This window comes from Colwellia sp. BRX10-9 (genome assembly GCF_014077405.1).
In the GTDB taxonomy this organism is placed as follows: domain Bacteria; phylum Pseudomonadota; class Gammaproteobacteria; order Enterobacterales; family Alteromonadaceae; genus Colwellia_A.
Map to the genome: position 1 here is coordinate 68614 of NZ_JACGVV010000008.1, position 17252 is coordinate 85865.

Consider the following 17252-nt stretch of genomic DNA (forward strand, 5'->3'; position numbering starts at 1 on the left):
TTGTAATAGTAGTGTCAACAATGTTAAAAACAATACTGTGGAGTTGTGACTGGTTTTACATTTAAAAAGGAATTGATATGTGTATTAAAACATTAAGTTTTATTTGTTTTATTTATAGTTTTTTCACCTTCAGTGGCTTAGCTAATAATTATCAACCGATAGTTGTTGGCGTTAATGAGAGCATTGCCGGTAAATCACTTGATCAATATGCGAATACTTGGTGGCAATGGACCCAAACGATGAGTGATAGAAGCTCTCCGGTGCGTGATAGTACGGGAGAGTTTTGCGGTGTTAATCAAAAAGGGAATGTTTGGTTTTTAGCCGGTGGTTATGGCACCTCGAAAATAAAGCGGCATTGCATTATTCCTTATGGTAAACATATCTTCTTTCCTATTATTAATATGGCGTATTGGCCAGAACAAAATGTCAGTAAAACCTGTGATGAAGTAAAACAAGAAGCGGCATTAAACAATGGAGAGTTGTATTTTGTTTATGCTGAACTCGATGGCCAATCTATTCCCAATATCCGTAATAATCGAATAAAATCAAAAGAGTGTTTTGATTTACACGCATTACTTGCGAAAACACAAGCAACAGAAAAAGTTTATCCTTCTGCTACTGATGGCTATTGGTTAATGTTGCGCCCCTTAGCTAAAGGTGTTCATACGTTAAAGTTTAATGCCCAGTACCATCATGATAATTCGGTACATGGACATATGATGCAGGATATTGAATATAAGATTGAAGTCATTTAAATGCGTTAAGCCTTTGAAGCGTTATGTTGATTGAATTGAATTGAATTGAATTGAAATAGACATTGAACATATTTAAGCAGCATTTTACAATGGTTTATGTTTACTTTCATATTGCTTAATTATGTCCTCTGATACCTTAGGCGCAAGCCTCAATTACAAAGCCAAAGAAAAGGGTTATCGTGACCGTGCCCTCAAATTATTTCCTTGGGTCTGTGGCCGCTGTGCTCGTGAGTTTGTTTATTCAAACCTTATGGAGTTAACTGTGCATCATGTTGATCACGACCATACTAATAATCCAAATGATGGAAGTAATTGGGAACTGTTATGTATTTACTGTCACGATAACGAGCACGCTAAATATACAGATCACGCTAAATATAAAACAGAAGTTATTGCCGGTGATACTAATCAAGATACGGCAACCTATAATCCATTTGCTGACTTGAAATCAATGCTTAAGAAGTAATTTATTTATATTTCAATATGGTTACAATTTTTTTTCATTTTTTTACAAAATTACCATTGTGTTTTACCGAGATAACCCCGAGTATATTAACTGAAGACAATTTTCTCTTAGTAAAAGGTAACATTATGAAAATAAATATTTCCGGTCACCATGTTGAAATTACTGAAGGTATCCAGCAGTCAATTGAGGACAAGTTTAAAAAAGTTGCTAAGCATTACCCAAGTCTCACTTCTATTAGCGCAATTATTACCGTTGAGCCTCATCAACAAAAATTAGAAGTTTCTACTCACTATGAAGGTAATGAGATCTCCGTAACGGCATCAGGAAAAGAGTTGTACGCTGCTATTGCAAGTGCCGCTAAAAAGATGGAAGCAGCCCTCGCTCACCGCAAAGGTGTCTTAGCTGCAAAATTACATAAAAAATATGAAGTTGAACAATCAGATGCATTTTTACCTGTGGAATAAATGTAATCGAATTAGTTTATTATCTTAACAAAGGTTGCTATGAGCAGCCTTTTTTATGTTCAGGAAAATGTTGATAACAGCTTTAGGCATCCTAGTCTTTGCTGCAATAGTGCTTGTTGCACGTTATTTTAGCTGCCGACAAATTTAGACCTTCCATTGTGGATGGTAAATAACGATGATGTCTATAACTGGCAGCGTAAACAGGGAGAAACCATTGGCCGGATCAAGTTTATTAACCTTACTCGATGATATTGCAACAGTACTTGATGATGTCGCTATCTTATCAAAAGTCGCAGCAAAGAAAACAGCTGGCGTATTAGGGGATGATTTAGCACTGAATGCTGAGCAGGTCTCAGGAGTTAAAGCTGAACGTGAATTACCGGTAGTTTGGGCTGTTGCTAAAGGGTCGCTGTTAAACAAACTTATCATTGTGCCTACCGCTTTAGTTATTAGTGCTTTTGCGCCGCCCTTAATTACTCTCTTGCTTGTTATTGGCGGGCTGTTTTTATGCTTTGAAGGTTTTGAAAAGGTCTTCCATAAATTCTTCCAACATAATGATAATTCATCTCAAGATCAAAAAGAGGCACATCAAAAAAAGTTGTTAGCTTTAGCCGATGAAAACGTAGATTTAGTCGCCTTTGAAGAGAAAAAAATTAAAGGTGCCATCCGCACTGATTTTATATTATCAGCAGAAATTGTTGTTATTGCTTTAGGCACAGTTCAAGAGGCTGCCTTTGAAGTTCAAGTTGCGGTCGTTTCTGGACTTGCCCTAGCAATAACCTTTGGTGTTTATGGGCTTGTTGCCGCTATCGTTAAACTTGACGACTTAGGCTTATACTTATTAAGAAAGTCTGTTTCGGGGCGCTTTAATGCCATTCAACGAGCTTTAGGGCGCGGTTTACTTATTTTTGCCCCGGCATTAATGAAAACGCTGACAGTGGTTGGTACTATTGCAATGTTCTTGGTAGGCGGTGGTATTTTGGTCCATAGTTTTTCATGGTTGCATAAGCAGGTACATCATCTGGTTGAATTTCTGGCGAACACTTTTGGGGCGATCGCTGAAATTATAGTACCGATATTAACCGAAGGTATCATAGGTATTATTGCCGGAGGCTTAGTGTTATTAGTCGTAACATTAGTAAAGTCACTTAAAAAAGCCCATTAATATGTTTTCTGTGGTTAGTTTAATGTAGCTGATGTTTAAAAATATTCAGCTACATGCTTGATTACTGATTACTGATTAAACCTTTCATATGTTCAACGACACTTCGTCCTAAAGCACTTAGAGCATAGCCCCCTTCAAGCATTGATATTATTCGACCTTCGCTGTACTTATCAGCAATGGTCTTAAGTTCATCCGTTACCCAACGGTAATCACACTCAGTCAGGCTAATTTGCGACATTTCATCTTCGATATGAGCGTCAAAACCAGCAGAAATGAAAATAATTTGCGGTTTAAATTTCTCTAAAGCCGGCAACCAATGCTTACTTATCGCCGCTCTAAACTCAGGGCCTTTGCAAGTGGCAGGTAAGGGGGTGTTGATAATAGGTGGCGTATCACTTTCTTGCATTTCAAAAGGATAAAAAGGGTACTGGTAGCTTGAACAAAATAAGTAACCTTGTTCTTTGCCATTAGCGGTGGCTCTTTTAATAATATCTTCGGTGCCATTACCATGATGTACGTCAAAATCTACGATCGCGACACGTTCTAGTTTATATTTTTTCTTTGCGTAAGCGGCTGCGATAGCAATATTATTAAAAAAACAAAACCCCATACCTTTATCATATTCAGCATGATGCCCAGGAGGGCGCGTAGCACAAAAAGCGGCCGTTAAGGTTTTATCCATCACTAAATCAACGGCATTAATCGCTGCACCAGCCGATAATAAGGCAGCTGGTAAGGTATCAGCATTCATGCTGGTATCATCATCAAGGCGAAAAATGGCATCTTGATCGCTTGTTTTTGGAGCATTATCAAAAATATATTGGATATACTTGTCATCGTGAGCAAGTGAAATGAGATCTCGGTCGATAGGTGTAGCATCATATTGGCGGATAACATATTCAAGACCACTGCGGATCAACTGATCTTGAATCGCCCCCAGTCTTTTTGGGCTTTCTGGATGATAATCCCCCATACTGTGCCCATTACATTTATGATGACCAATTACACCTACTGTCATGATTGTTCCTCTATTTCTGCTATTGTTGATGCTGTTAATTGTAATTCTAAATTGAGTTCGTCCATCTCTTCAGAATATTTCCGAAGAAATCCTGCTTTTTCAAAGACCTTTAACATTGGCGCATTATCTCGTCTTACACAGGCAATGAGCTTGTCTAGCTTACGTAGGGTAGCAATTTTTATTATTTCATCTAATAAGGTTTTTGCCATTCCTTTACCACGTTTATGCTCGCTGATAACGAAAGCTACTTCACCACAATTATGACTTTCGATGAAGTAGTAGCGACCAACGGCATGGATAACATCAGCTAAATTAGTGCGCTGAGTAAAGCACAAGGCTAAATCTTTATGTTGGTCGACACTGACTAACTTACAAGCGTTTTCACGGGTCATTTGTGTGGCATGATGGTTATAACGCATGATCAAGGTTTCTTTGGTATGCGAATAGAAAAACTCCTGTAAACGACGTTCGTCAGCGGGAGCTAAGGGGCGTAAATAATAATTAATGTCTTCAAAGGTAAATTTTTTGAGTTCTATTTCGCCTAATTCAGGTACTGAGGTTGGCGAGCTCTCTTGATATTCTGGCACCCAATAGTTTTTCCTGACATCTTTTAAAAGTTGCTCGCGAAATTTTGGATGAGCAATACGAATAAGTTCTAATGCCCGTTCACGGATACTTTTCCCTAATAATGAAGCAATACCATATTCAGTAACAACATAAGAGACATGACCGCGAGAAGTGACCACACCACCACCTTCGGTAATATGGGCAACAATACGAGAGGTTTTTCCATCTTTTGTTGTCGAGGGCAGCGCAATAATGGGTTTACCACCTTTACTCAATGACGCGCCACGTACAAAATCGACTTGACCACCAATACCACTATAAAATTGATAACCAATAGAATCTGAAACGACCTGACCAGTCAAATCTACTTCTATAGCGCTATTAATAGAAACCATATTATCATTTTTAGCAATATTTACCGGAGAGTTAACATGCTCTGAAGGATAGAATTCAACATGGGGGTTACCATCAACAAAATCGTAGAGTCGCTGCGTTCCCATACAAAAAGTTAACACGGCTTTTCCTTTGTGGAAGGTCTTTTTACGGTTGTTAATAACACCCGAACGTATTAAGTCGATTACGCCATCAGAGATCATCTCACTATGAATGCCTAAATCTTTATGGTTCGCTAAATAGCGTAAGACCGCTTCAGGAATTTTTCCTATACCTATTTGCAGGGTTGAGCCATCTTCAATGAGCATAGAAACATATTGACCTACTTGCTCTGCCACTCGGTCAATACTCGGTTGTGCTAAAACAGGAAGAGTTTGATCTGCCTCTAACCAAGCATGAATTTGATTAACATGAACAAAACTATGTCCATTCGTTCGTGGCATTTTTGAATTGATTTGTGCAATAACATATTTTGCTGATTTTACTGCCGACGACACTATGTCTACGCTCACGCCAAGTGAACAATAACCATATTCATCTGGCGGACTAACCATAATTAATGCCGCATCAAGTGGTAAAACATTTTCACGAAATAAACGGGGAATATCAGAAATAAAGCTCGGTGTATAGTCAGCTCTGCCTTCTGCGATAGCTTCGCGAATATTTTTACCACCAATAAATAGCGCATTTACTTTGAATAAATCTTTGTGCTCAGGTGTTGCCCACTTATTATCTGAAAGCGTTAATATATGAACCGTTTCAATGTCATGCAATTTTGCACTGTTGGCAATTAAATCGTCGATTAAGGCGTTTGGTACAGCGGCATTAGAGCCAATGAAAATGCGATTACCTGATTTTAAGAATTGTTCCCATTTTACTGTTTTCTTATCTTGGTCGAATAATGACATAGTAAGTGACTCTCATTAATGATGATAAATAAAGTATGCCGCAACAGCTAAAGGCTTTATTGATTAAAATCAAGGCAATTGAGTATAACGTAACGTTATTGTCTATGGTCTTATACCTTAGTCTTAACGTGTGAATATTTTGTTGTTTATACTTAAATAAAAATTAAAGGGTTTTAACATTGAGATAGATACTTTTTGGTTATAAAAGTAATCAATTTATTTATCATCATTGACTGAAAAGAATAAAACCAATCCAGCTGATGACTAAAAGCAACCAAGGTAAGTAAAGTGCCCTTTTAGGTGGTATCTCTTGAGGGCAAGCTTCAGTGCTTTTTTCTTGATTGTTCTTTTCTCTCAGTAATGATTTTTTGGCCTTATCACGTATGCGAGATTTTTTACTCTGCTGCTTCTTATATTCAGCAATACCTTTCTCAATACCTTGGGCAATAAGTTTAGTCTGCTCCTTCGTTTGTTTAGGCTTTTGTATGCTTTTAGCTATTTTTATTGCTTGTTCTTGTACTTCAGGAGAGTGTTTATCTAACATTTTATTTATTATCGTCTAATATTAATATCATAAGGATGAATCTATAAGAACCTCACCTGTTGAGCAAGGCTTATCTTAACTTTTAAAAAGTGATAAACCATGCGTATGCCAGCGAAGGTATTTGTTGAACTTTGAATGAAGATTTTTTAATTGTATGACCTTATTATTTAAAAGAGAATTACTTGTCTTACTTATCTTTATTAATGTCGATAGTTACGCATCTAATGAAAATCAAGTAAAAACCTTCAAACAGGAGTCACCTGGCATTCAGGTTGTATCTGAAATTTATCCACCTTACCAAGTTATCAATGAAAATGGTGAGCTTAGTGGGCTGTCTGCTGATAAAGTAAAATTGCTCTTTCATCATTCCTCTATTGATTATCAGATAAAGATATATCCGTGGGCACGGGCTTATCAACTAGCGTTAACGCAACCCAATATTTTTATATTTTCGCTGTTAAGGACACAAGAGAGGGAGTCTTTATTTCGGTGGGTAGCACCATTATGTTCGATAGAATTTTCATTTTATCGCTTAAAAACTAGGCCTGATATTCAAGTTAATTCATTAGCAGAAGCAAAAAATTATCTTATTGCTGCACAAAAAGGGCAAGCTTCAGCCGAGTATTTATTAAGACTAGGTTTTGAACCTGAAAAAAATCTATCCATTTCATATAATAACGATAATTTTATTCAAATGTTAGCCTTCGACCGTGTTGAGTTGGTCGTTCTCTCATCAACATACTTTGCATCGCTCATTGAAAGCAATTCACCCTATGCGGACAAGATAGAACCTATTTTTCCTATTGATTACTTAACGCGTAATTTATATTTAGCGAGTAGCCTTAATACCTCCTCCGATTTGATAAATAGACTTAATATATCCTATGATGAGTTAGCACCAAATTTTGACCATGACTGTAAAGAATAAACCTTGTTATTGCTTGATGGGTTGGTTGAATTACATGGATATTGGTTAAAAATACTAAATCATCATGTTTTATCTGTCTATTTATTACCGTGTATATGTAGGGTGTTGTAATTTAACATTATTATTAATGGTCTGTTTATTGCTTTCATTTTAATAATATTTTAACTGTTTAAAGGAATAATAATATGGCCGTTAACATTGCAGATAGACCTACCGACAAAGTAAGAGAAGAGGTGGTTGACCAATTAGTGATGAACTATAGTCACGGTGAACTTTCACATGAAGCTTTTGAAAGGCGATTAGATCAAGCAATGGCTTTTGAATCTAATGAAGACCTTGTTTCACTTGTTGCTGATTTAGACTTAAAAGTTGACGAAGAATATATCGAGAAGAAAAAAGAAGACTTTCGCTTTAATTATTCTTCAACGCCAACAGATGACAGTGATTTACTTATTAATATCTTTAGTGGAAGTGGCCGCAGTGGTGAATGGCGAGTCGCTAAAGAAATTAAATCAATAAGTGTCTTTGGTGGTTGTGATATTGACTTTAGTGAGGCTATTTTTACTCAGCGTGAAGTTACGGTGAAAGTTTTTTGTTTGTTTGGCGGAATTGATATATTCGTACCTGAAAATGTTAAAGTTGTTTCGAAAGCTTTTTGTATTTTTGGTGGCATTGACAATAAAGCGCCATCAACTGATTATATTGATGCACCAACAATATATGTTGAAGGTTTAGTTTTATTTGGTGCACTAGATATCAAGCTGAAACGTACCTTAAAAGAACGTTTCACCGCTTTTGCTAATGGGTTAAAAGATATATTTTATTAGCCTAGATGATGTTATTTCAACGCTAAATTAACGGCTTTATTCCTCAAGGAAAGTAAATTTAATTTTGGTAGAGTAACGTGTAATAAAGGCACTTGCGATAATCGCCTAATAGATAAATAAAAACGCTGACACATTACGTGTCAGCGTTTTTTTATTCGCTAATAAAATAGTTAGTCTGTAAAAGTAATTCTTGGTTTAGCACCCTTAGTAGAGTCTATTTTTGGTGAGCAAAGTAACAGCCTAGAAGAGGCGATGCCGTGTTCTTTTACCATATAATCTTTAAAAGCCTCAAGGCGCTGCCCAGAAATTTCAGCCAATTGTTTTATATCATCTATGTCGGTAATCTTAGTCCCTAACGGTTTATCAATGTCTTCTGGTGTTGCAATAGCACACAAGGTTAATTGTGTATCGAGCTTATCTGTCATCAGGGCTGAAAATTGAGCCAAAAATTGGCTTTGCTGAGCCGTTAATTGTGTTTCTTTTATTGGAAAGTTTAAATCATTAAAACGAACTTTTAATAAGTAATCACCCGCAGACATAGCAACAGTAACTACATTGGCGTAAGGCACAAAGGTAGTGATCAAATATTCTTTAGCAGCAGACATCGTTGCTTTTTTTACCAGTAAATTAATAAAACCACTCATGCCAAAAGAAGGATCATCAGTGCTACCTTTCAACGGAATATCTAGCTCTACGTTGCCATCACCATCTTTTAACATCCCTAAGGCAATGTTAAAAGGTATCGATGTTTGGCTTTTCACTGTGCCTGTTTCATGATCGTTTGCTGCACCTAGCTCCACACCTCTTAAAAATAACTTGGTCTTGCCAGCAATTTTTTTATCATCAACGGTTACATCTAGATCGACATCAAGCTGACCGCTTTTAAGTTCGTAGTTAAGTGCTTGCGCAATATAAGTCGATAATGAAGGCAAGCTGACCTCTTTGAAGAAACCATTCAATTTATAATAATCTTTTTTACTAAAAGGTTTAGCAACGGCAGATAAGTTGAAATTGGCGTATTTATCACTGTTACCGGTTAAGATAAAATTACTTTCTTGCTGTGGCTTTTGGTTATCAAAAGGGCCAGCGTTAAACGTTGTGATGTTAAATGCTCTTTTGTAATAAGGACTTGTGCTGCGATCAATAAAAGTAATACCGGCGCTATCACCAAATGAAAAAGAATTAAGTGACAATAAAAATAAGCTTTCTTCGCTTTCTGCTTCACCCTCAATGGTTTTTGGTGAATTAATTGTTTTGGCCAGCGGCTCGGCAACGGGCGGTTGATCTTTTGGTGAAGTGGGTAAGCCAGTAATATTTTTTTCTTTGTCTAAGTTGGTATCAATAGTTAAACCTAATAGGTTAATCGTATCGATGAATAGACCTTGCTGAGAGACAATTACATCATTAATACTTAGGTTTTTGAATTGGGCTAAAGGGGGAAAATCATCTGCGGTATTTTCAGCAAATAGACTTTGCTCAATAATCAGATTTTTGATATTAGCAGTTATTAATGACTCTGTTGTAGTCACCGCAATATCATCAAGTTTTATTGCTGATATTTTAGCTAATAGTTGCGCGCCTTCACCTTCATAGGCCTTTAAATCATTAATGTTTAGTGAAGCGGTGCCGGTTATTTTAGGCGCTTGTTCATTAACAAGCGCAATAGAAAAGTTTTCTAAAGTTAGCGGGAAAATATTAAGTGCAAGCGTTTTATTTTTTTGTGTCGCTTTAAAGTCAGTTGTTTTTAACTCAAAGGTTTCAACGTTAATGTCGGTGACAGCAGTCGACAGAGAAATTGACTGCTTGCTATTAAGACTGATAGAACCCTGCATTGTTAGTGGTTCTTGCTCGGGACTATTAGCGGTTAACAGCGGCTGTAATGGGGTGAGTGCTAATTCAGACAAGGTTATTTCAGAGCTTATTTTACGCTGCTCTGAAGTCAAATCGGCATTTAATTTTAAAAACAAAGGGGCCTTATTAATTAAAGCATTAAGTACAAGCTCTGCTTGTTGTGTTTTTGTCGAGGCAAGTACATTTTTTATAACAAGTGAATTAATGATAAATTCTTGTTGGCTTTGTTCAATACCTAGATTAAAAATAGCATTGGAAAGGCTAAAATAGGGTAATGAAACTTGATAATTATTGGCGACCTCATTATTTGGATTTTTTGCTAAATCTGTTGTTTGTGCTGTAGGTGTTTCGACGGATGTTTTAGTATCGTTTGAATTATTGGCAATAACAAAGCCACCAATAATCGGTGCCTCACCATTTAAATTAACATCTAGATATAAGCCATCAATAGCAAACTCTGAAACATACAAAGTATCAGTTAATAGTTTAAATAAACTCACCGTAACGTTTAAAGACTTTAACGATATAAGGGGCTTATCGCTATTTTCTACGCTGACTATCTCTAGTTCTCGTATATTTAAATTCGACCAAAAAGGGTTATAACGTATGGTTGTTTTATCAGCTAGGGTGAGCTGCTGCTCATTAAGGTATTTAGTTAGGTAATGTCGACTAACAAATGGTGAAGAGAGCCAGATAATTAGCAAAAGAGCAATAATAAATAAGCCGATAAACTTAATTACTTTAGCTAAGGTTTTTATCGAAGAAGACATAGTTTTCCTAATTTAGGGAGCTGTTGTTATTAAAATTATTATTCATTAAATGAAGCGGATCTTTAATACTTTTGTATCATGTTCTGTTACACAAATGATGCTTAACGGCAATAATATTGTAAATGTGAGTAGGTTATTGACTTTTTTATCGACTGTCTAGTCTTATGGTTGGGATCTTGCCAGTAATCCAAGTCTTAAGTTATTTTTGTTGCTCAACAGTATCCAACACCGTATGCTGATTGTTAACTGGTCTGACCTTTGTTTTCTTCTATTCACGAATATTTTAATAATCCTATGACAAATCAAGAATCTTTATTTTTATCTCATGGAGATCATCAACTTCATTTAAGGCATATTTGGCAACAAAAGGGCGGTACGCCTATTTTTATGTTACATGGTGCTATTGAAAATGGCCTTATTTTTTATACTAAAAAAGGTAAAGGTCTAGCATGCTACTTAGCAGAGCAGGGCTTTGATGTTTATGTCGCCGATTTACGTGGCCGTGGTGAAAGCACGCCTCGTATTGATAAACATGCTGTACATGGTCAATTTGAAGCGATCACTGAAGATATTCCACATTTTATAAATTACATTTTTCAAGTCACACAACAAAAAATTCATCTTGTTGCACATTCCTGGGGAGGGGTTTTATTGGCGAGTACGTTGGCCAGATTTCCTAAAATAATTGAACGTATTCGTAGTAAAACTTGTTTTGGTACCAAGCGCATGGTGACGGTAAAAAGTTTAGAAAAAATGTTTAAGGTGGATATTGTTTGGAATAATGTCGCCCCTAAATTGGCAAGGAACAAAGGATTTTTAGATGCTAAAAAGCATGGTATTGGCTCTGATAATGAAACCGAACAATCGTTAGCCGATAGCGTCGCTTGGGTTAAAAAAAGTGCTTGGCATGATACGACAGATGGTTTTGATTACTTTCAAGCAGCTAAGTCAATTGATTGGCCTCCAACATGGCACTTTACTGGTAGTAAAGATAAAGTGTTAGGACATGCCAGCGATGTAAATATTTTCATTCAAGAATATAATCCGAAAGCGAAATTTACTTTGTTGTCAAAATCTTCAGGGAATATGCAAAATTACGATCACATTAATATTCTTACTCATCCTAATGCTAGAATTGATCACTATCCACAGTTAGTAAAATGGTTAAAATCTCACTGACTTACCGAACCGTTAGGTCGTTTTTTAAGTGGTTATACAGATAACCTTTTATCCGATACCTTATTAAGTCAATAATGTTATTAATTCAGTGTAGATATTTAGCCTATACTTTAGTACTTAAAAAGTTGCTGCAATCGCCTTTACTGAATGCTGCAAGGGTAAAAGCTATTCCTCTAACCTTCCTACCGACAACATAAAATGATGTGATGCGTAAACATGAAGGTGTTATCAATGAATAACCTTGTTGTAGGTATTTATCTAGGATTAATCCTAGATGAATACTTTGTTTAATAACCCTAGTAAAAGATAAAATCAACATAACGACAAGCACAACTCATCCTTATTCAATGATAGGTCAGGCAGCTCAACTTTGTAAAAACAGCCATTGTTACCATTTATTACTTGGTATTAGAGGATAATGCTATTAAATTTGAACTATGTTAATTATTTGTAATCAATATTAGTTCAATATCTTTGTGTTCACTTAGATGGGCATAAAGGCTAGCAAGAAATCAGACACCAAAGGATTATTATGTCAAAGATAGCAACAATAACGATGGTTTTATTATTAACGACTTTAGCTTCTCCTCTACTTCTAGCAAAAGCTAATGAATTAAATTTTAATAAATCTCAGCAAAGCTCGCAGCACAAAATAACAGGGAAGTTGCTGTATCTAAATGAGAAAGATGGTGATGTTGATCTACTTATTCATGATGATAACCGCTTTAGTTATTATCCCTGTATCAGTGAGAGTGGATTAGTTGAACAAGCACAGATTATTGATATTCCAGAAAACGCACAGTTCTTTAATCAAGCAACATTGGCGAAGCAAGTAGGCGAAGTGATTGTTTACTTAACAACTAATGCGGTGATGTCTTACAATCTAGAAGATAAAACCATCAGTAAATTGATAGACGTTGATACCTTATACAAGTACCAAGGCATTTTTGAGGTAAACTTTGGTGATTTTGTCCACGATTTTAATCAGGATGGCCTAAGCGATTTTATTACTCATAGTTTAGATACAACTCATATATATTTGCAAAACGCTACGGGAGCATTTACTCAGCAATCCTTTGCTATATCACCTCGTATTGAAAAGTCAGGGCGTGGTCTGTCATTTACCCCACAAAATTTTTACCATGCTGACTTTAATCACGATGACAAAAAAGATATCGCCTTCCAAATTGATGATCAATTGATGGTCTTTGCTCAAACACCTACTCAGTTATTTGATCATAATCCCATGGTTATTAACTTAAATGCACATTTAGAAAATAAGAATTCTAAGATAAAAAAACAGCAAGGTGAAAAAAGTGCTTCTGTAAAGCTTGAAACCATTGAAGATATAAATGGTGATGGCCTCGTTGATATTGTCACCAAAGAGTCAGTACGAGAAGGCATGATGTCTAGAACTAATCACCTGATGATACGTTATGGGTTCATAGAAAATGGTCTGATGCAGTACAAAAAGGAAGCTGATGGTCATGCGACTTTTGATGGTGAAGGTATGATAAAGTTTAAAGATGTTGATGGTGATGGCTTGAAAGATTATTACACCTTAAGTGTTGAAATGGGCATAGGTACTATGATGTCGGCAATGTCTGGTGCTATAGATATGGATTTACGCTTCTATAAGTTGGAAAAAAACGGTAAGTATGTAAAAAAGCCTGTTTATGAAAATGAAGTTGAAATAGCAATTAATTCTGGCAGTGACGGTGAGGCACTAACCGATGTTAGCGACTTTAATGGTGATGGCATTAATGACTTGATCCTTAAAACTGATGATAAAGAATTTACCATCTACTCGGGGGCTAAAGGCAAACGTTTATTTGCTAAACGTGGCGCTGATTATGAAATTTCCTTACCTAAAAGTGTCCGCACTGAAATTAAAGATTTTAATAATGATGGTAAAGCAGACATCCTCTTTTTATATGGCACCCACTATGATGAAGATGAAGAGAAAGAAGTGGGCGAAAATAAACTGACATTATGGTTATCAGCGAGTTAATTAACACTAAAGTTCGCTATACTATCACGGGTGAATGCCGATGTTCTTTGCTGCAAGCAAATCAAAAGCCTTCCCTCTTTTTTAGCAATGTCATGGTGCTATGAATAACATCATGACAATTTTTAAGGTCACATTATGCGCTTTTTATCCCGTAGATTGGTTCTTCCTAATGATTTAAACTATGCAAACTCACTTTTTGGTGGCCGCGCATTAGCCTGGATTGATGAAGAGGCTGCTATTTTTGCTATTTGTCAATTAGAGACTAACTGCTTAGTGACTAAACATATTGGTGCGATAAATTTTGAATCACCAGCCGTGCAGGGTGATGTAGTTGAGTTTGGATTATCAACCAAAAGTGTGGGGAAAACGTCAATAACAATCACTTGTTTAATGCGTAATAAAATTACTAAAAAGACCATCTGTTTAGCTGATGATATTGTCTTTGTACAAGTCGACCCTGAAACTAAAGCACCTATCCCACATGGAAAAACCTTACTAGCTTTACAAGCTCAAGAAGCCGAATAAATCACGCCAGTTTAGATTCTCATCAAAAATATCCCTGTCATAAAAAATCAACATTTCCTGTTGATTTTTTTAGTTTTTTTATTGATTTTACTCCGCTAAAGAATCATTTTGAAATATTTATTTACATATGTAGATTATTTTATCTAGATATTTTTCTTGTGTGTTAGTGTGTTGGTGGTGTATAACACCTATATTGTTTTTATTTAAACATAAATAACAGAACTTAAGCATAACTACCGTTAGGAAATATTATGACACCTCAGTGGGATAATGAAAAACCGATATACCTACAGTTATACCAGCAAGTTGTTGCTCGTATTCTCGATGGTTATATCAAAGAAGGCGAAGCATTGCCATCAGTCCGAAAAGTGGCTGCAGAATATCAAGTGAATCCAATTACTATTTCTAAGGCGTATCAAATGTTACAGGATGAACAAGTTGTAGAAAAACAGCGTGGAAAAGGTTTATTTGTTAAATCAGGAGCGCAAGAGCTAATGCTTGATCGAGAGCGCGAAACTTTCTTGGTTCAGCAATGGCCAGAAATATTAAAACAAATAACGCGATTAAAACTTTCTGCTGAGCAGTTGCTAACAGGAGATAAGTTATGAATGAATTAATTTCTATAACGGGTTTAAACAAATCTTACGGTAAGAAACATGTTGTGTCTGATGTGAGCTTAAGTATTCATAAAGGACAAATTGTTGGTTTAGTTGGTCCTAATGGTGCGGGTAAAACCACATGTCTTCAATCGTTGCTAGGTTTAATTGATTTTGAAGGTGACATTAATGTTCTTGGCCATCATCCAAGAAAAGACCGTGAAAAGATGCTTAACGATGTCGCCTATATTTCAGATGTCGCTATATTGCCTAAATGGTTAAAAGTTACTCAAGCATTAAGCTACATGAATGATGTTCATCCTAATTTCGATATTGAAAAAGCACGTACATTTCTGGCAAAAACTAATATCGATATGAATGATAAAGTGAAGGCTTTGTCTAAAGGAATGGTTACTCAGTTACATTTATCTTTAGTGTTAGCTATAGACGCTAAAGTGCTTGTTTTAGATGAACCAACGTTGGGGTTAGATATTTTAACCCGTAGACAGTTTTATACGCACTTATTAGAGGACTTTTATACGGAAGATAAATGTATTCTTATAACTACGCATCAGATTGAAGAAATTGAGCATATTTTAACAGATGTTGCCTTTATTCAAGAAGGTAAAATTGTTATAGCTGAAAGCACTGAAAATATTCGTGAACGTTTTACATTGTTAACCGTAACTCAGGACAATATCGAGCAAGCAAAGCAATTTAAACCGCTCTTTTCAAATAGTTTAATGGGGTTAACGACCATGCTTTTTGACAATCAAAAAAATGAGGACTTACAAGCGTTGGGTAAAATAAGCGTACCGAGTTTAGCTGACATTTTTGTTGGCGTGATGACCAAGGAGATATGTTCATGAACACGAAAGTATTAACAACTTCAATTAAAAAAGAATTATGGGAATTTAGCAATATTCTAAAATGGGTGCCCATGGTTATCGCTGCTTTGGTCATCGTGATGCCTCTCGCTATTTTTATGCAAAGTAATGAAAGTTTTAGTGACTTATTTCAGTTTTTAACGACATTCCCTGAACAGTTTTTTTCTGCTGAGCATGCACCAATGATTCCTAAGTTATTCTTTGTAATGGCTCTTTCTTTATTTGCACCCTTTTTAGTGGTGGCGTTAATCATTCAGCTTTATTATTTTACTGTATGTCTATTTGATGAACGCAGAGATTTATCTATTATGTTTTGGCGCTCGTTACCTGTTTCTGATGTCACAGCAATTATTGCCAAATTAATTACCGGAGCCTTGGCAATTCCAGCTATATTTTTAGGCGCCGCAACCGCTACTTTGTGCTTGATTCTTTTGTTAGCGTTTTTAGTTTGCATTATATTGTCGGTTGGTTACGATGCTAGCTTATGGGCATTGTGGGTTGAAGCTGATATTTTAAGTGGAGTATCACTTATTTGGTTACACCTTATCCCTCTTGCTATTTGGATGTTACCTTTGTTTGCATGGTTAATGTTAGCGTCTATGTATGCGAAGAAAGCACCATTTTTATGGGCAATATTACCTGTCGCCGTTGTTTTATTAGTGGAAGGCTTTGTCGTGCACTACTTCCATTTATCGCAATTCTATATAGGTGGCTTATTACTTGAGTATTTCTCACTTTCATCACAATTTGTTGAATCTGTGCAAGGGCAAGAAAATTTTGCCAGAACGGTACCATTGCAAGCACTTATTACTAAATTAAATATAGGAAGTGTATTAGTGGGTATTTCATTACTTTATGGCACATATTGGTTAAGAAAGAATAAAGCTGAGGTGTAACTCAATTACAGAACATTAATCTTTATTATTTAAATCTGCATCACCAACATATTCAATATGTGAATGATGCAGTTTTTTTTATGGGTTAAATTAATTAACCAGAATAAAGATGAGTTATTATTTGTTGTTAAATATACTTGAGGCAGTTCTATTCTGAATGTAGCAGAATAAATTATTAATGTGTGAACAGGTAAGGAGTCGGTTATTCTTGCTGAAAACTAGATACGCTATAGTTGATACTATAGCGTGATAAAGATAAATTAAGCGGTAACTATTTTTGCAAAAAAACCTTCAACTTGTAGCTTTAAGCGATTTTTAACCTGCTTATTGAGCCCTAGTGTAAAAAGTATACTTGAAAGCGTGATAACAATAATCACTGTTTTATATAACTTAATACCCGTAAATAAAATTAAAACCATTAATAACAGTGTATAGGTTAACCCCATTACGGCAAGACATAAGCACAAACCTTGCACTTCTTTATTTTGAAATATCTTCATGC

General features: G+C 35.8%; 17 protein-coding genes. 12 read left to right on the forward strand and 5 right to left on the reverse strand.

Going from position 1 to position 17252, the window contains the following annotated elements; genetic code table 11:
• The first annotated feature begins 77 nt into the window (after nucleotides 1-77).
• The 4 genes from H4J69_RS07000 (at nucleotide 78) to H4J69_RS07015 (ending at nucleotide 2850) form a co-directional block, all read left to right on the forward strand.
• Entirely contained in the window at nucleotides 78-755 is a 678-nt protein-coding gene (locus H4J69_RS07000) for a hypothetical protein (RefSeq protein ID WP_182171239.1), read from the forward strand.
• 121 nt (nucleotides 756-876) lie between these two features.
• Entirely contained in the window at nucleotides 877-1221 is a 345-nt protein-coding gene (locus H4J69_RS07005) for a YajD family HNH nuclease (protein ID WP_070376120.1), read from the forward strand.
• Nucleotides 1222-1346: 125 nt separating this feature from the next.
• Complete coding sequence (hpf, locus tag H4J69_RS07010) at nucleotides 1347-1685, forward strand: ribosome hibernation-promoting factor, HPF/YfiA family (protein WP_070377205.1); 339 nt, start codon at nucleotides 1347-1349, stop codon at nucleotides 1683-1685.
• Nucleotides 1686-1899: 214 nt separating this feature from the next.
• Nucleotides 1900-2850, forward strand: coding sequence for a DUF808 domain-containing protein (locus H4J69_RS07015; RefSeq protein ID WP_070377206.1), 951 nt, complete (start codon nucleotides 1900-1902; stop codon nucleotides 2848-2850).
• Between the two features lie 61 nt (nucleotides 2851-2911).
• On the opposite strand, the gene H4J69_RS07020 is transcribed toward H4J69_RS07015, so the two are convergent.
• From H4J69_RS07020 to H4J69_RS07030, 3 genes are all read right to left on the reverse strand, one after another.
• The gene (locus H4J69_RS07020; protein ID WP_070376121.1) at nucleotides 2912-3868 is read right to left on the reverse strand and encodes a histone deacetylase family protein; all 957 of its coding nucleotides are present in this window, start codon (nucleotides 3866-3868) and stop codon (nucleotides 2912-2914) included.
• Nucleotides 3865-5736, reverse strand: a complete 1872-nt coding sequence (locus H4J69_RS07025) for a GNAT family N-acetyltransferase (protein ID WP_070376122.1) — start codon at nucleotides 5734-5736, stop codon at nucleotides 3865-3867. The genes H4J69_RS07020 and H4J69_RS07025 overlap by 4 nt, the downstream gene beginning before the upstream one ends.
• Nucleotides 5737-5962: 226 nt before the next feature.
• Nucleotides 5963-6280 (reverse strand): DUF2956 domain-containing protein, encoded by a 318-nt coding sequence (locus H4J69_RS07030; protein WP_070376123.1) that lies wholly within the window; start codon nucleotides 6278-6280, stop codon nucleotides 5963-5965.
• Between the two features lie 154 nt (nucleotides 6281-6434).
• On the opposite strand from H4J69_RS07030, the gene H4J69_RS07035 reads away from it, so the two are divergent.
• Both H4J69_RS07035 and H4J69_RS07040 read left to right on the forward strand, forming a co-directional pair.
• Entirely contained in the window at nucleotides 6435-7208 is a 774-nt protein-coding gene (locus H4J69_RS07035) for an ABC transporter substrate-binding protein (protein ID WP_182242973.1), read from the forward strand.
• A gap of 185 nt (nucleotides 7209-7393) precedes the next feature.
• Nucleotides 7394-8035, forward strand: a complete 642-nt coding sequence (locus H4J69_RS07040) for a LiaF domain-containing protein (protein WP_070376125.1) — start codon at nucleotides 7394-7396, stop codon at nucleotides 8033-8035.
• 170 nt (nucleotides 8036-8205) lie between these two features.
• Here H4J69_RS07040 and H4J69_RS07045 read toward each other — a convergent pair whose 3' ends face one another.
• A complete protein-coding gene (locus H4J69_RS07045; protein WP_182244536.1) occupies nucleotides 8206-10656 on the reverse strand; it encodes a DUF748 domain-containing protein in 2451 nt (816 codons plus the stop codon).
• A 294-nt stretch (nucleotides 10657-10950) separates the two neighbouring features.
• On the opposite strand from H4J69_RS07045, the gene H4J69_RS07050 reads away from it, so the two are divergent.
• From H4J69_RS07050 to H4J69_RS07075, 6 genes are all read left to right on the forward strand, one after another.
• Nucleotides 10951-11835, forward strand: a complete 885-nt coding sequence (locus tag H4J69_RS07050; protein ID WP_182222102.1) for an alpha/beta hydrolase — start codon at nucleotides 10951-10953, stop codon at nucleotides 11833-11835.
• 532 nt (nucleotides 11836-12367) lie between these two features.
• Entirely contained in the window at nucleotides 12368-13846 is a 1479-nt protein-coding gene (locus H4J69_RS07055; protein ID WP_182244535.1) for a VCBS repeat-containing protein, read from the forward strand.
• Between the two features lie 135 nt (nucleotides 13847-13981).
• Nucleotides 13982-14371: an acyl-CoA thioesterase gene (locus tag H4J69_RS07060; protein WP_070376128.1), complete on the forward strand. Its 390-nt coding sequence runs from the start codon at nucleotides 13982-13984 to the stop codon at nucleotides 14369-14371.
• A gap of 251 nt (nucleotides 14372-14622) precedes the next feature.
• Nucleotides 14623-14979, forward strand: a complete 357-nt coding sequence (locus H4J69_RS07065) for a GntR family transcriptional regulator (protein ID WP_182218583.1) — start codon at nucleotides 14623-14625, stop codon at nucleotides 14977-14979.
• Nucleotides 14976-15836, forward strand: a complete 861-nt coding sequence (locus H4J69_RS07070) for an ABC transporter ATP-binding protein (RefSeq protein ID WP_182244534.1) — start codon at nucleotides 14976-14978, stop codon at nucleotides 15834-15836. Before H4J69_RS07065 ends, H4J69_RS07070 begins: the two co-directional genes overlap by 4 nt.
• The gene (locus tag H4J69_RS07075) at nucleotides 15833-16750 is read left to right on the forward strand and encodes an ABC transporter permease (RefSeq protein ID WP_182242981.1); all 918 of its coding nucleotides are present in this window, start codon (nucleotides 15833-15835) and stop codon (nucleotides 16748-16750) included. Before H4J69_RS07070 ends, H4J69_RS07075 begins: the two co-directional genes overlap by 4 nt.
• A 260-nt stretch (nucleotides 16751-17010) precedes the next feature.
• On the opposite strand, the gene H4J69_RS07080 is transcribed toward H4J69_RS07075, so the two are convergent.
• Nucleotides 17011-17250 (reverse strand): hypothetical protein, encoded by a 240-nt coding sequence (locus H4J69_RS07080; RefSeq protein ID WP_182222105.1) that lies wholly within the window; start codon nucleotides 17248-17250, stop codon nucleotides 17011-17013.
• Nucleotides 17251-17252: the final 2 nt, after the last annotated feature.

Coding starts and splice junctions, on each gene's coding strand:
- H4J69_RS07075 (WP_182242981.1), top strand. CDS start 15,833: ATGAACACGAAAGTATTAACAACTTCAATTAAAAAAGAATTATGGGAA.
- H4J69_RS07050 (WP_182222102.1), top strand. CDS start 10,951: ATGACAAATCAAGAATCTTTATTTTTATCTCATGGAGATCATCAACTT.
- H4J69_RS07025 (WP_070376122.1), bottom strand. CDS start 5,736: ATGTCATTATTCGACCAAGATAAGAAAACAGTAAAATGGGAACAATTC.
- H4J69_RS07035 (WP_182242973.1), top strand. CDS start 6,435: ATGACCTTATTATTTAAAAGAGAATTACTTGTCTTACTTATCTTTATT.
- H4J69_RS07080 (WP_182222105.1), bottom strand. CDS start 17,250: ATGAAGATATTTCAAAATAAAGAAGTGCAAGGTTTGTGCTTATGTCTT.
- H4J69_RS07070 (WP_182244534.1), top strand. CDS start 14,976: ATGAATGAATTAATTTCTATAACGGGTTTAAACAAATCTTACGGTAAG.
- hpf (WP_070377205.1), top strand. CDS start 1,347: ATGAAAATAAATATTTCCGGTCACCATGTTGAAATTACTGAAGGTATC.
- H4J69_RS07065 (WP_182218583.1), top strand. CDS start 14,623: ATGACACCTCAGTGGGATAATGAAAAACCGATATACCTACAGTTATAC.
- H4J69_RS07030 (WP_070376123.1), bottom strand. CDS start 6,280: ATGTTAGATAAACACTCTCCTGAAGTACAAGAACAAGCAATAAAAATA.
- H4J69_RS07040 (WP_070376125.1), top strand. CDS start 7,394: ATGGCCGTTAACATTGCAGATAGACCTACCGACAAAGTAAGAGAAGAG.
- H4J69_RS07000 (WP_182171239.1), top strand. CDS start 78: ATGTGTATTAAAACATTAAGTTTTATTTGTTTTATTTATAGTTTTTTC.
- H4J69_RS07005 (WP_070376120.1), top strand. CDS start 877: ATGTCCTCTGATACCTTAGGCGCAAGCCTCAATTACAAAGCCAAAGAA.
- H4J69_RS07045 (WP_182244536.1), bottom strand. CDS start 10,656: ATGTCTTCTTCGATAAAAACCTTAGCTAAAGTAATTAAGTTTATCGGC.
- H4J69_RS07020 (WP_070376121.1), bottom strand. CDS start 3,868: ATGACAGTAGGTGTAATTGGTCATCATAAATGTAATGGGCACAGTATG.
- H4J69_RS07055 (WP_182244535.1), top strand. CDS start 12,368: ATGTCAAAGATAGCAACAATAACGATGGTTTTATTATTAACGACTTTA.
- H4J69_RS07060 (WP_070376128.1), top strand. CDS start 13,982: ATGCGCTTTTTATCCCGTAGATTGGTTCTTCCTAATGATTTAAACTAT.